We start from the raw sequence: 13,756 nt of genomic DNA, 5'->3' as shown, positions 1-13,756 counted from the left end.
CCAATATATATTGAACACGTTATCCATATGTATTACATATACCATATGGATATCAGGCACCTGCGCTACTTCGTAACCGTTGCCGAGCATGGCAGCATTACCCATGCCGCAGAGGCACTGGGTATTGAGCAACCCCCACTCAGCCAGCAAATCCGCCAGCTTGAGCGCAATTTAGGCGTAACGCTGTTTGAACGGCAGACTCGGGGCATGAAGCTGACAGAAATTGGCGAAGTGCTTTTGCCCCGCGCCCGCACCATTCTGGATTTGCAGGCGCAATTCCTTTCCACGGCAGAAGGTCTGGCGCGGGGGGAAAGAGGGCATATTCGCGTAGGGCTGGCCGGGGCTGTGCCGCTGTTGCCGGTTATTCCGCTTACCATCCGCCGGTTTCGGGAAATGGCGCCCGATGTCACGCTCTCTTTGGAAGAAAGCAACACCCCTGCCCTGTGTGCAGCATTGCACGAACCCAGCGTGGATATTGCCATTATCCGCCCGCCGTTTACCGATCCCTCACGCCTCTCGGTTTTTCACCTGCTGGATGAACCCACGGTTATCGCCCTGCCCCGTGGCCACAGGCTGGCCAAGGAACCGGTGATCAGTTTGGATATGGTGGCAGATGACCCGCTGATTATCTTCCCGCGTGAGTTGGGGCCGGGCTTTCATGATGCCATTCTGTCGGCCTATCAGCTTGCGGGCGTTACCCCCACAATGGGCCAGCAGGCCCCGCAAATTGCGGGCACCGTGCCTTTGGTGGCGGCGGGGCTTGGGGTTTCTGTTGTGCCGCGTTCACTCAGCCAGATTCATGCTGGCGGGGTCACGTTTCATGCCATTAGTGAACCCGCACCCCGCGCCACATTGGCTGTTGCCATCCGCACCGGGCAGAACATGCCGCTGGTTACGCGGTTTGTAACGGTGTTGCGCACCGCCTGCCGCAAGTGGGAGCAGCGCCAGCATGACACCGCCCCCTTTGCAGATTCGGAAAACCTCTAACCGCCTCAGCCCTGCTGCGGGCGATACGGCACAGAAGCCCGTGGTACGCCATCTTCTATGGGCATATCCGCATGGCGAGACCATTCGTTCCATGATCCCATATAAATGCGCAGCTTGGTAAACCCGGCAGAAGCCAGCGCCACATAGGTGTTGGCAGCACGTGCGCCCTTGAAGCAGTAGATAATGATATCATCATCCGGGTACAGGTTGCGCGTGGCGGCCAGAGCCCGAATTTCTTCCGGTGTTTTAAAGCGTGCTTCCTGATCCTGCGTATGCATGAAGCTATACCACTCAATCCACACAGCACCGGGAATACGCCCTTTGCGCGGCGCAAAATCCACCCCGTAAGGTGATGAGCTTTCACCCAGCCATTCCACCTTGTCGCGGTTATCCAGCAGCTTGATGGACGGGTTGGTAAGGGCCGCAAACACATCTTCCCGCGTGGCCATCAGCGCGTGGTTGATAGAGAGCGGAAACTGCGTGGGTGCTGGGTGCGTGACATCCTGCGTCAACGTGCCGCCAGAGGCCTGCCACGCCCGCAACCCGCCATCCAGAATACCTACCTTGGGGTACCCCAGATACTGCAAGATCCAGTATCCACGGCAGGACGCGCCATAACGTGTATGCAGGGCATCTTCATACACAAGCGCTGTTTTGCTGCCATCCAGACCGTATTGCGCAAACAGCGATGAAAACTTCTGTTGCAGGCTGGCCAGCCCGCTTTCTGATGTTTCTGCCAGATAAGTAAAAATATCCGGCATGTTCACGGCACCGGGAATATGCCCTTTGGCAAAATCTTCTTCCGAACGCACATCTATCAGAACGGCGTTGCCTGTGTGCTGCAACTGCCGCAGGGCATCCGGAGTGTAGAGAACGTCTGTCATGTATCTTCAGTCCGGTCTGTTCAGGAAAGGCCGGACGCTATCAGGTCTGCCCCCATGCAGGCAGACCCCGTGGTTCACTGCCGCCATGCCATAAAAGCAGCCAGCAGCCCCTTATGGCCGCCCGGAACGATGATACGGATGCCCCGCCGCAATAGCCTGCGCGCGGTAGATTTGTTCCACCAGCATAATCCGCACCAACATATGCGGCCATGTAAGGGTGCCAAAGGACATGGACGCATCGGCCCGCTGGATAACCGAGGCATCCAGCCCCTCCGCCCCGCCAATAACAAAGCAGGGGGTTCGGCCAGCCGTTAGCCAGCCTTGCACGGCATTGGAAAAATCCGGGCTGCTGAAATTGCGCCCGGCTTCATCCAGCACCACAACGTGGCTTTGCGCGGGGCAAGCGGCCAGAATGGCCTGTGCCTCGCGCCGTTTGATTTCATCCGGGCTGCCGCGCCCATCTGGCAGTTCTATAATCTCCAGCTTGGGGCGCAGGCGCTTGAGGTACCGTTCCACCAGCGCCCGCTCGGATTTATCCTTCATACGCCCAATGGCCACCAGCCTCATGCCGGTATGCCCATACGCACTGAAAAATCAGAGAACAACATCATGAACCAGTCGATTACAGGCGGGTCACGTTGCCTTCTGCGCCTTCATCCAGTTCCTTGCCCCACATTTTTTCCAGCCCATACAGGGTGCGTGCTTCTGGCTTGAACAGGTGCACCACAATATCGCCCGTATCCAGCAGCACCCAGTCAGACCCGTTGGCGCCTTCCACCATCACGCGCTTGATGCCGATATCACGCAGCTTGCGTTCAATATGCTGCGCCATGGCGGAAATCTGACGGTCTGCCAGACCTGTGGCAATCACCATCCGGTCTGCAAAGGAGGCACGGCCTGCAAGGTCGATCACCACAATATCTTCGGCCTTGTCATCTTCAAGGCTGGCGGTGATGAGCGCCAGAGATTGCTCCAGCATATCCGGGGCCACGGCTTCGCGCTTGGTGGTGGCCTTGGGGCCAGCCGCAGCGGCTTTTTTACGCACGGAACCAGGCGCAGCAGCGCCAGCTGTGGTGGCACGTGCAGGTGCGGCACGCCCTTTGGCGGACGTGGTGGCCGTGCGGGAACGTGCTGATGTTTCGGCGGGGGGCTTGGTAGGAATGACCGTTCTCCTGATCTTTAAAGCGTATCGGGGGTATGGGGTTGGCCTGCAGCGGCATTGAATCCACCCTGCTGACGAATAGCTGTTGCAGATATACTGTTTTGTGCCCCCGGAAGAAAAGCCCACACGGGGGGAGAAAGTTCCGCAATGGCATGTGCACGCCACGCAGGCACCCGCCAGCGGGCCAGATACCGCCCGGCAAGCCCATGCAAGGCCCGCGCATTTTGCCCCGGACGAGGGAAAACCGCCACTGGCACGCTATGCACAAGCTGCCGCCAGTTTTTCCAGCGCGGCAAGGTGGCCAGACCATCTGCGCCCATCAGCCACACAAACCGCGCACGCGGAAAGCGCGTTTGCAGCACCCGCACTGTATCCACCGTATAACGTGTGCCGATTCGGCTTTCGATATCCGTGGCAATAATGCGCCGCCTATCTGCCAGTTGGCGCGCCGTGGCCAAGCGTGCAGGCAAGGCCGCCATATCTAAGCGCCCGGCTTTAAGCGGGTTACCGGGTGAAACCATCAGCCACACCTGGTCTAACCCCAGCACCGCCAGCGCACGCCGCGCAATGGCCTGATGCCCTTTGTGGCCGGGATTGAAAGACCCACCCAAAAGCCCAATACGCAGGCATCTGTTATCCCCCCAAGTGGGAATAACAGTGCCACGTGCACAAGGCTTTGCAGCCGGATGTGGTTGGAAAGTTACCGGCACCTGCGCGCGCCCCGTGCAGTTGGCCGCATGGTCGCAAAAATCAGGGGCGCACCTGCCCGGTGCCAATCACTTCGTAACGGAAGGTTGTCAGCTGCTCCACACCCACCGGGCCACGAGCATGGAAGCGGCCAGTGGCAATGCCAATTTCCGCACCAAAGCCGAACTCACCCCCATCACAGAACTGGGTGGAGGCATTCCACATCACCACAGCGCTGGAAACACCGTTCATGAACCGTATGGCCATGTTTTCATCCGCTGTCACAATGGCTTCTGTGTGGGAAGATCCATACTGCGCAATATGGTCCAGCGCTTCATCCACACCATCCACCACGGCAATGTTCAGAACCGCATCCAGCCATTCTGTTGCAAAGTCTTTTTCCGTTGCAGCGGGCAGATCGGGCATAATGGCGCGGGCTTCGGCATCCGCCTTAAAGGTGCAGCCTTTTTCTGCCAGATCTGCCACAATCTGCGGCAACAATGCTGGCGCAATGGCTGCATCTATCAACAGGGTTTCTGTTGAACCACAAATGCCGGTACGGCGCATTTTGGCGTTGAGCACAATGCGGCGCGCCATGGCAAAATCTGCCGCGGAATGAATATAGGTGTGGCACAGCCCTTCAGCATGGGCCAGCACAGGCACGCGGGCCTCACGCTGCACTCGTTCGACCAATGAACGTCCACCACGCGGAATAATCAGGTCAATCAGGCCAGAAGCGGTGAGCATTTCCGCCACATGGGCGCGGTTGGCATCTGGGGCAATCAGCACGGCATCTTCCGGCAAACCGGCAGAGCGTAATCCGGCCTGCATGGCGGCATGAATGGCACGTGCGCTGTTCAGGCTTTCCGATCCCCCACGCAGCAGCACGGCATTGCCGGATTTAATGCACAGCCCAGAAGCATCTGCCCCCACATTGGGCCGGCTTTCATAAATCATGCCAATCACACCCACAGGGGTGGCAACGCGGCGGATGCGCAGGCCGTTGGGGCGTGTCCATTCCTCCAACACGCGGCCTACGGGGTCTGGCAGATCTGCAATTTCTTCCAGACCACGGGCCATGGCTTCCACCCGTTCGGGCGTGAGGGTGAGCCGATCACGGAACGCATCATTAGCGGTGGAAGCGGCAAGATCCTGCGCGTTGGCTTCCAGAATGGCGGGAGCAGCCTCACGCAAAGCCGCCGCAGCGGCCCACAGGGCTTTATCCCGCGTGGCGGAAGAACTTTGCGCCAGTGTGCGGGCCGCCAGCCGAGCACGATGGGCCAAGGCAGCCATTGGCCCCAGCCCTTGTGCCTGCGCTGGAACATCCTGCACGGGATTGGCCGCAGCCGTTGTAACCCCTTGCAGCTTACTCTCACCCTCCGCGTTCATAACGGCGTTCCTATCTCCATCTTTCTATCTGGCCTGCCGGTGGTGGCAGGCCATCAAGCTGTCATTTGTAGTTGTGCGTGGCTGTTAAACGTTAAAGCGGAACAGCAGCACATCGCCATCCTGCACCACGTAATCTCGCCCTTCAATACGCAGGCGTCCGGCTTCCTTTGCGCCAGCTTCCCCACCATACTGAACGTAATCATCATACGCGACAGTTTCGCATGCAATGAAGCCGCGTTCAAAATCATTGTGAATAACGGCGGCAGCCTGCGGGGCCTTGGTGCCTGCGGTAATTGTCCAGGCGCGGGCTTCCTTCGGGCCTACGGTAAAGTAGGTGCACAGGCCCAAAAGTTTGTAGCCAGCGGCAATAACCCTATCCAGCCCGCTATCCTGAAGGCCCAGCCCTTCCAGAAATTCACGCCGTTCTTCATTTTCAAGCTGGCTGACTTCGGCTTCAATCGCGGCAGACACAATAACGGCAGCAGCACCTTCCGCCGCAGCCTTGGCCTGCACCTGTTCTGAGAACTTGTTGCCAGTTGCTGCCGAGTCTTCATCCACGTTGCACACATACAGCACCGGCTTGGTGGTAAGCAGCTGCAGGCGGCGCACGGCTTCTTCTTCCCCTGCCGGAATGGCGGTGCGGGCCGGGCGGCCTTCACGCAGCGCTTCCATCAGCGGCGCCATAACGGCAAGCTGGGCTGTGGCTTCGGCATCCCGGTTGCGGGCGCGCTTTTCCAGATTGGGCAGACGTTTTTCCAGCGAATCCAGATCCGCCAGCATCAGCTCCGTTTCAATAATATCGGCATCACGCACGGGGTCCACGCCGCCTTCAACGTGGGTGATGTCATCATCTTCAAAGCAGCGCAGCACATGGATAATAGCGTCTACTTCACGGATGTTGGCCAAAAACTGGTTGCCCAGCCCTTCACCCTTGGAGGCACCGCGCACAAGGCCGGCAATATCTACAAACTCAAGGCTGGTGGGCACTTCGCGCTGTGATTTGCCAATTTCCACCAGCTTGTCCAGCCGGGGGTCTGGCACAGCCACGCGGCCTGTATTGGGCTCGATCGTGCAGAACGGATAATTGGCTGCCTGCGCCGTGGCCGTGGCCGTAAGCGCGTTGAACAGCGTGGATTTACCCACATTGGGTAGCCCGACAATACCGCAGTTAAAACCCATCAGCCCTTGCTCCCTTCCGGCAGTGCAACCTTTGTCATGAACTGGTCTGCCCGCCCATCTGCCAACAGGGGGGCGGCATCGGCCATGCGATCAAGCAGCCGTTCCAGCCATTCCTGCCGGTCTGTTTCCGTAAAATTGCCCAGCACCCAGCCGTGCACCCGTTCCTTGGCGCCGGGGTGGCCAATGCCTATGCGCACACGCCAATATTCTGGCGTGCCCAACATTTTATCTGTAGAGCGCAAACCGTTATGCCCCGCAGCCCCTCCCCCACGCTTTATGCGCAGGCGGCCCGGTGCCAGATCCAGCTCATCATGAAAAACGGTAATATTTTCGGGTGCAATTTTGTAAAAAGCGGCGGCTTCCTGCACGCTTTCACCCGATTTGTTCATGTAGGTCATGGGCAGCAGCAGCAGAACTTTCTGCCCGCCTATGCGGCCTTCTGCAACCTCGCCCTTAAAGCGGTTGCGCCATGGCGTGAACCCGTACTTACGGGCAATGGCTTCCACCGCCATAAAGCCAACATTGTGCCGGTGCCGACGCATGGAGGATTCGGGATTGCCCAACCCGACCCAGAGCAGCATTGCTGATTCCACCTAACGTTATGAACAGCACAGGGGGCACGCGCATCTGCACGCACCCCCATGCCTAATAAACAACCCGAATAAACCGGCTTCCGATCAGGAAGCGGCTTCTTCCGTAGCAGCTTCTGCGCCTTCGGTGGTGTCCACGCTCGGAGCAGCAATGGAAGCCACAACAAAGTTTTCTTCGTGGGTCAGCGGGGTTACGCCTTCGGTGCCCTGCACATCTTCCCAACGCACGTTGTCCGCAATGTCCAGCTTGGACAGGTCAACCGTGAAGAATTCAGGAATGTTGTCTGCCGGCACGTCCACTTCAATGGTGTGGCGCACAACGTTCAGCACACCGCCGCGCTTGATGCCGGGGCATGCTTCTTCGTTTTCGAAGTGAACAGACACTTCAACATGCACGCGAGAACCAGCGGCCAGACGCAGGAAGTCAACGTGAACAGGGGAATCCTTCACCGGGTGCAGCTGCACGTCACGCACCAGAGCGCGTTCTGCCTTGCCATCAACCTTGATTTCATACACGCGAGAGCGCCAGCCAGATGCCTGAATGCCCTTAATGATAATGCGTGGGTCGATAGCAATAAGGGTGGGTTCCTGCTTGCCGCCGTAGATAACGCCGGGAACAAGCCCTGCACGCCTCGTTGCCCGCGCTGCCCCCTTACCAGCCTTCGCGCGCGCCGAAGCTTCGATAGATGTAATCTTGGACACGTTGACTTCTCCATAAAAAACTTAATCACGCAGGCCTCCAGGGGTGCCCACGCAGTGGCAGCGCCTTACAGCAAAAGCTGTGCAGGAGCAAGGTATAGCTTGTGCTATAGGGCAGGCTTTGGCACCTGTTGCCCCACAGCCCTTGCCGGAGAAGCCGCTTATGCCCCTGCCGCAAACCACCACGCCCCCACAACAGTTTGGCAGTGATAATTATGCAGGCCTGTGCCCACAGGCGCTGGAAGCCATAAGCCGCGCGGCCAAGGGATCCACCCCCGCATATGGGGATGATGCCTGGACACGCCTTGCCGCCAAAGCGGTGGCGGATGTGTTTGAAGCGCCTGAAGCCGCGGTGTTTTTTGTGCTTACCGGCACGGCAGCCAATGCGCTGGCGCTGGCAACATTGTGCCCGCCCTATTGCAGCATTATTGCCTCGGAAGTGGCACATGCCGAAACCTCCGAACGCGGTGCTCCAGAGTTTTTTACCGGTGGCGCCAAACTGATAACGCCCCCCACCCCAGACGGTAAGCTGACACCTGAAGCCATAAAACTGGCCGCCCGCCGCGCCAGCGATCCGCACTCTTCCACCCCCGCAGTGGTGACCATTACGCAACCCACAGAAAACGGGCTTGTGTATTCGGTGGATGAGATTCGGGCCATTGCCAATGCCTGCCATGATCACGGCTTGCGGCTGCACATGGATGGTGCGCGTTTTGCCAATGCCGTTGCCATGCTGGGCAGCACACCTGCGGCCATGACATGGCAATCCGGCGTGGATGCCCTAAGTTTTGGTGGCACCAAAAACGGCATAGCCATGGGGGAAGCCGTAGTGTTTTTTAAACGCAATATGGCCCATGGCTTTGCCGAGCGCGCCAAGCAGAGCGGGCAAACAGCCTCTAAAATGCGCTTTCTGTCTGCCCCGTGGCTGGCCATGATCCATAGTGGCGCATGGCTGGATAACGCACGCCACGCCAATGCCAGCGCACGCCAGTTTGCACAGGCGGTAGAGGATATTCCCTCCATCAAACTGGCATGGCCCGTGCAATCCAACGCCGTATTTTTGCTGATGCCCGAACCTGTGATGAACGAATTGCGGGCCCGCGGCTGGCGCTTTTACACGTTTTTTGGGGGCATCTGCCGCTTTATGTTTGCGTGGGACGCACGGCCAGAAGCCATTGCCGCGCTGGCAGCAGATTTACGCAGCTGCGTGCGCGGGCAAGGTGCCTTATAAGACGCAAGATATACAGTGCGGCCTTGACATAAGCGCTGCTCCACTGCTTCCTCCGGGCACAACGGAATCATTGCCAAAAACCGCCCCTGCTGCAACGCCGGGCCAGATTTCAGGACAAGACCATGCATCCTTACCGTTCCCACAGCTGTTCGGCCCTTCGCGCCAGCGATGCCGGCACCACCGCGCGCCTGTCCGGCTGGGTGCATAGCAAGCGGGACCACGGCGGGCTGCTGTTTATTGACCTGCGCGATGAAACAGGCCTGACGCAGATTGTTATTCCCGCTGGTTCCCCCGTTATGGAAACGGCCGAGCACCTGCGCGTGGAAAGCGTGATAACCGTAACGGGTGACGTGGTGCTGCGTGATGAAACCACCCGCAACCCAGACCTTGCCACGGGTGATATTGAGCTGCGTGCGCGTGAGCTGATTGTACAGTCCTCCGCCGCTGTGCTGCCGCTACAGGTTGCCGGGCAGGAACATTATTCTGACGAGTTGCGCCTGCGTTACCGCTATATTGATCTGCGGCGCGAGCAGGTGCACGCCAACATCCGCCTGCGTTCCGCCATTATTGCCAGCATGCGCCGCCGCATGACGGATCTGGGCTTTACCGAGTTCCAGACCCCCATCCTGACGGCATCCTCCCCCGAAGGTGCGCGTGACTTTTTGGTGCCCTCCCGCACCCATGCCGGCAAGTTTTACGCCCTGCCGCAGGCCCCGCAGCAGTTCAAGCAGCTTGCCATGGTGGCCGGGTTTGACCGCTACTTCCAGATTGCTCCGTGCTTCCGTGATGAAGCCTCCCGCGCGGATCGCTCCCCCGGTGAGTTCTACCAGCTCGACTTTGAAATGGCCTTTGCCACACAGGACGAAATCTTTGCCGTTCTGGAAGAAGTGATGTCTGGCCTGTTTACAGAGTTCGGCAAGGGCCGCGCCGTAAGCACCGCACCGTTTGAGCGTATTCCCTACGCCCGCGCCATGAAGGTGTATGGTTCTGATAAGCCAGACCTGCGCAACCCGCTGCTGATTACCGATGTAACAGAAGATTTTGCCGGTTCCGGCTTTGGCCTGTTTGCCCGCATTGCAGCCGATGGTGGTGAAGTGCGCGCCATTCCGGCCCCCGGCGCTGGTGGCCGCCCCCGCTCCTTCTATGACAAGCTGAACGCCTGGGCGCGTGAAAACGGGGCTGGTGGTCTGGGTTACATCACCTTTGCAGAAGAGGGCGGCCAAGGCCCGATTGCCAAGAACCTTGAAGCCGACCGCGTAGAAGCCATTCGCACCAAGCTGGGGCTGAACCCCGGTGATGCCGTGTTCTTTGCTGCTGGCAAGGGGCATGATGTGGCCAAGTTCTCTGGCCTTGTGCGCACCCGCATTGCTGAAGAACTGGATCTGATTGAAAAGGATGCCTTCCGTTTCTGCTGGATCACGGACTTCCCGATGTATGAGCTGAATGAAGAAACGGGGCTGATTGACTTCTCGCACAACCCGTTCTCCATGCCGCAAGGTGGTCTGGAAGCACTGAACACCAAAGACCCGCTGGATATTCTGGCTTACCAGTATGACATTGTGTGTAACGGCATTGAGCTTTCCTCCGGCGCTATCCGTAACCACCTGCCGGATGTGATGATCCGCGCCTTTGAAATTGCTGGTTACCCGGAAAGCGAAGTAGAAGCCCGCTTTGGCGGCATGCTCAACGCCTTCCGCTACGGTGCACCGCCGCATGGTGGGTCCGCCCCGGGTGTGGACCGTATTGTGATGCTGCTGGCTGATGAGCCGAACATCCGTGAAGTCATTCTGTTCCCGCTGAACCAGCAGGGCGAAGACCTGATGATGGGTGCCCCGGCCCCTGTGCCACCCGAACGCCTGAAGGAACTCTCCCTCGCGCTGAACCTGAAGCCCGCTGTCAAGAAAGACTGATCGGGCTTTCACATATGCATGTAAAAGGGCCACACCCCGGCCCTTTTGGCATCCGGGTGGTTGCAAGACCGCGCCGGATGTTTTTTTGTACCGGGTATGAGACGTTCACGCCGCCTGCCACTTCCCCTACCCCTTGCCCAAGGTTTTTGCTTTACGCCGGGGCATAATGCCCGTGCGGTAAGCAAGGCCATTGCATCTGTGCTGTTGGGTGGCGTGGTCGCCCTGCCTTTGCCCATGGCGCATGCACAAACAGCCGGTGCTGTGGTGCCTTCGGGCACTGTTTCACAAAATGCCCCACCGGCTGAAGCACGCCCCAGTGCTACGCCCAACACTGCACATTCTTTTTCCGATTCAGATATCAACCAGATTGCCTCGCAACGCGCGGTGTATGATCTCACACTCACAGAGGCCTCTGGCGGCAAAACATTATCGGCCACGGGCACCATGCTTTACAGCGTGCGGCATGGGTGCAGCGGATGGTCCACCCAACAGCGGCTGGATATTCAAAGCGTAACCCGCCAGAACGGCGTGGAGCATCTGGTATCTGACTATTCCACGTTTGAAAGTGCAGATGGGCGCAACCTGATCTTTCGCACCATGGAAACATCTAACGGCAAATTGCTGCAAAACCTGCGGGGGGAAGCCACACTGCACCCGGATGATTCTGGCACAGCGCATTACGAAAAACCTTTAGCCAAAACACTCCCGCTTCCGGCTGGCACGTTGTTCCCCATCCAGCATACCGTTTCCATTCTGGATGCCGCCCGAAGCGGAAAAACCGAGATTTCAGCCCCTATTTTTGATGGCACATCACCAGATGGCGCGGCAGATACGTACATAACCCTTTTAGGCTGGGGCAATACAACGCCCACCACGGATTTTACTGCCCTGAACGCCTTGCAATCTGGCCGTGTGCATGTGGCCTTTTTTTCACGCACGCCACCAAACATGATGCCGGAATATGAAATTGGCATGCGGTATTTTGCCAATGGTGTTTCTGACAATTTGACGTTGGATTTTGGAGATTTCCGCATGAAGGGCACATTGCATGTTCTGGATCTGCCCAAGCCGGAAACATGCCACGCCAAGCCACATCAGAAGAAAAACTAAACCATCACACATAAAAAAATGGCAGGAAAAACCTGCCATTTTCTTACACACCAATATGTATGTGTGAAATTAGTGCGAAAGCGCACCACCAGACTGATGGGCCGAACGCAGAACCGTAACCAGATTTTGCAAATCCTGCGGGTTGGATTTGAGAATAGCCACATTAGCAGGTTCGGGCTGCGGCATCTTGGTGTTGCTGGGGTTGGCAGGCACGTTCATCAGGCTGCCCGTTAGGCCCACACAGGTAAGGCTCATAACAAAATCATGTGCTGAAAAGCCATTCTTTTGCAAAATCGGGTCCAAACCCGGCACCTGCTGCACAAGGGCAATCTGCTGGTCCAGAGACATGCCAAAGCGTGAGGGCGGCTGAATACCGGCGGCCTGAATTTCCTTCAGCGTTGTGGTCAGGCGCGGCAGCACGTTTGGGGCCAGATGATAATGCAGCGCGGTATCCATATCATGCTGCAAAGTGGCGACCTGCTCTGGCGTTAAATTGGGCGCGCCATTGCCACCGGTAGAAACCGTTTGCGCCTGTGCCGCTGCGCCAACCACAAGCGCTGTAGCCCCCATAACGCCCAGCAGAGCAGAGCGGAAGGAAAGTTTTAGAGTATGTCTCATGCTTCTATCACCCATTCACCTTTGCGCATCAATGCCACGCGTTCACCTTTGGCATCTATGCCGTCCACATCAATGTCTCCAGAACCAATCATCCAGTCTATATGGATCATGCTGCTATTGGCCCCGCGTGCGGCCAATGCGGCCTCATCCTGCCCAGCCGTATCACGCATACATTTGGTGTAAGATTGCCCCAATGCGATATGGCTGGCGGCGTTTTCATCAAACAATGTGTTCTGGAACAAAATACCGCTGCGCGAAATGGGGGAGGAATTGGGCACAAGCGCCACTTCCCCCAAACGGCGGGCGCCTTCATCCGTATCCAGCACGCGGGCCAGCACATCTTCGCCTTTGCTGGCGTGCATTTCCACAATGCGTCCGCCTTCAAACCTTACGCGAATATCCTCAATCAACGTGCCTTGATGAGAAAGCGGCTTGGTGGCTGCCACCGTGCCATCCACCTTGAGGCGATGCGGTGTTGTAAACACTTCCTCGGTTGGAATGTTGGGGTTGCACACAATGCCGTTTCCGGCTTTTTCCGCACCGGCTGCCCATTCGTGCCCATCTGCCAGCCCTACCATCAGGTCTGTGCCGGGGCCTTTAAAATGTAGCGCGCTGTAACGAGCATCATTCAAAAATGCGGCGCGGCGGTGCAAAACGGCATTATGGGCCTCCCAATCCGCTACCGGGTTTTCACCCGTAATGCGCGAGACAGAAAAAATGGCCTGCCACAGTTTTTCTACCGCCTGATCAACCGGCAGATCAGGAAATACCTGTGCCGCCCATGCCGGAGAAGCCGCAGCCACAATGCACCAGTTCACATCAAAATTGGTGATAATTTCCATGGCAGGCCGGTTCACGCGGGAATTGGCCCTGCTGGCGCGGGAAATACGTTCCGGGTTCTGCCCCGCCAGCAATGCCGGGTTAGAACCCGTAATGGCCATACGCGCGGCACCGTTACGGAAGGCTTCCGTCATCCCGCCAGCCAGCCAGCCTGCTGCGGTATCAAACGTATCTTCCGCCGCGTATTTGTAACGGGCCAGCGTGGTTTCCTCATCCGAATAAAACGTGCTGACGAGTGAGGCCCCGGCCTTGTACGCGTGCTCCGTAATGCGGCGCACCAGCGGCACGGCATGGAGGGGGGCTGTAATAATCACCTGCTGGCCGTGGGCCACGTTCAGGCCCGTACGTGCTGCCACTTCACCCAGCCTGTCCAGCATGGTGGCAAATTCGGCAGATGCCAGATAACCGCCTGCGGCACCCTGCGTGTTCTGTAAGGCCATAATATGCATGTTTCCCTTAACTTTGCTGCA

General features: G+C 58.0%; 14 protein-coding genes. 4 read left to right on the top strand and 10 right to left on the bottom strand.

The window, feature by feature from the left end; genetic code table 11:
• The first annotated feature begins 45 nt into the window (after positions 1-45).
• Positions 46-987: a LysR family transcriptional regulator gene (locus EOV40_RS01910; RefSeq protein ID WP_035365910.1), complete on the top strand. Its 942-nt coding sequence runs from the start codon at positions 46-48 to the stop codon at positions 985-987.
• A 5-nt stretch (positions 988-992) separates the two neighbouring features.
• Here EOV40_RS01910 and EOV40_RS01905 read toward each other — a convergent pair whose 3' ends face one another.
• From EOV40_RS01905 to EOV40_RS01870, 8 genes are all read right to left on the bottom strand, one after another.
• Positions 993-1,871 carry a sulfurtransferase gene (locus EOV40_RS01905; RefSeq protein WP_128104893.1) on the bottom strand — a complete coding sequence of 293 codons (879 nt, stop codon included), beginning with the start codon at positions 1,869-1,871 and terminating at the stop codon, positions 993-995.
• Positions 1,872-1,982: 111 nt separating this feature from the next.
• The gene (locus EOV40_RS01900) at positions 1,983-2,438 is read right to left on the bottom strand and encodes a 23S rRNA (pseudouridine(1915)-N(3))-methyltransferase RlmH (RefSeq protein ID WP_128104892.1); all 456 of its coding nucleotides are present in this window, start codon (positions 2,436-2,438) and stop codon (positions 1,983-1,985) included.
• Between the two features lie 55 nt (positions 2,439-2,493).
• Complete coding sequence (gene rsfS, locus EOV40_RS01895) at positions 2,494-2,916, bottom strand: ribosome silencing factor (RefSeq protein ID WP_042787045.1); 423 nt, start codon at positions 2,914-2,916, stop codon at positions 2,494-2,496.
• A gap of 134 nt (positions 2,917-3,050) precedes the next feature.
• Positions 3,051-3,743 carry a nicotinate-nucleotide adenylyltransferase gene (locus EOV40_RS01890; protein ID WP_128104891.1) on the bottom strand — a complete coding sequence of 231 codons (693 nt, stop codon included), beginning with the start codon at positions 3,741-3,743 and terminating at the stop codon, positions 3,051-3,053.
• A 40-nt stretch (positions 3,744-3,783) separates the two neighbouring features.
• On the bottom strand, positions 3,784-5,109 hold the full coding sequence (locus EOV40_RS01885; RefSeq protein WP_050819186.1) for a glutamate-5-semialdehyde dehydrogenase: 1,326 nt from the start codon (positions 5,107-5,109) through the stop codon (positions 3,784-3,786).
• Between the two features lie 84 nt (positions 5,110-5,193).
• Complete coding sequence (ychF, locus tag EOV40_RS01880; RefSeq protein ID WP_050819185.1) at positions 5,194-6,288, bottom strand: redox-regulated ATPase YchF; 1,095 nt, start codon at positions 6,286-6,288, stop codon at positions 5,194-5,196.
• Entirely contained in the window at positions 6,288-6,869 is a 582-nt protein-coding gene (gene pth, locus EOV40_RS01875) for an aminoacyl-tRNA hydrolase (RefSeq protein WP_003625001.1), read from the bottom strand. The genes ychF and pth overlap by 1 nt, the downstream gene beginning before the upstream one ends.
• A gap of 96 nt (positions 6,870-6,965) precedes the next feature.
• Entirely contained in the window at positions 6,966-7,580 is a 615-nt protein-coding gene (locus EOV40_RS01870; protein WP_050819184.1) for a 50S ribosomal protein L25/general stress protein Ctc, read from the bottom strand.
• Between the two features lie 160 nt (positions 7,581-7,740).
• Between EOV40_RS01870 and EOV40_RS01865 the strand changes: the two genes are divergently transcribed.
• The 3 genes from EOV40_RS01865 to EOV40_RS01855 all read left to right on the top strand — a co-directional run bounded on the left by EOV40_RS01865 (position 7,741) and on the right by EOV40_RS01855 (position 11,828).
• Positions 7,741-8,808: a threonine aldolase family protein gene (locus EOV40_RS01865; RefSeq protein ID WP_128104890.1), complete on the top strand. Its 1,068-nt coding sequence runs from the start codon at positions 7,741-7,743 to the stop codon at positions 8,806-8,808.
• 122 nt (positions 8,809-8,930) lie between these two features.
• Positions 8,931-10,718 carry an aspartate--tRNA ligase gene (aspS, locus tag EOV40_RS01860; RefSeq protein WP_050819183.1) on the top strand — a complete coding sequence of 596 codons (1,788 nt, stop codon included), beginning with the start codon at positions 8,931-8,933 and terminating at the stop codon, positions 10,716-10,718.
• 96 nt (positions 10,719-10,814) lie between these two features.
• Positions 10,815-11,828 carry a cell envelope integrity EipB family protein gene (locus EOV40_RS01855; RefSeq protein WP_128104889.1) on the top strand — a complete coding sequence of 338 codons (1,014 nt, stop codon included), beginning with the start codon at positions 10,815-10,817 and terminating at the stop codon, positions 11,826-11,828.
• A gap of 69 nt (positions 11,829-11,897) precedes the next feature.
• On the opposite strand, the gene EOV40_RS01850 is transcribed toward EOV40_RS01855, so the two are convergent.
• Positions 11,898-12,446, bottom strand: coding sequence for a hypothetical protein (locus tag EOV40_RS01850; RefSeq protein WP_128104888.1), 549 nt, complete (start codon positions 12,444-12,446; stop codon positions 11,898-11,900).
• Positions 12,443-13,735 (bottom strand): aminopeptidase, encoded by a 1,293-nt coding sequence (locus tag EOV40_RS01845; protein ID WP_128104887.1) that lies wholly within the window; start codon positions 13,733-13,735, stop codon positions 12,443-12,445. Before EOV40_RS01845 ends, EOV40_RS01850 begins: the two co-directional genes overlap by 4 nt.
• Between the last annotated feature and the right edge of the window lie 21 nt (positions 13,736-13,756).

The sequence above is a fragment of the Acetobacter oryzoeni genome (assembly GCF_004014775.2).
Classification (GTDB): Bacteria; Pseudomonadota; Alphaproteobacteria; order Acetobacterales; family Acetobacteraceae; genus Acetobacter; species Acetobacter oryzoeni.
The sequence above is the reverse complement of the archived record's forward strand: the minus strand, read 5'-3'. Positions and strand labels throughout refer to the sequence as shown.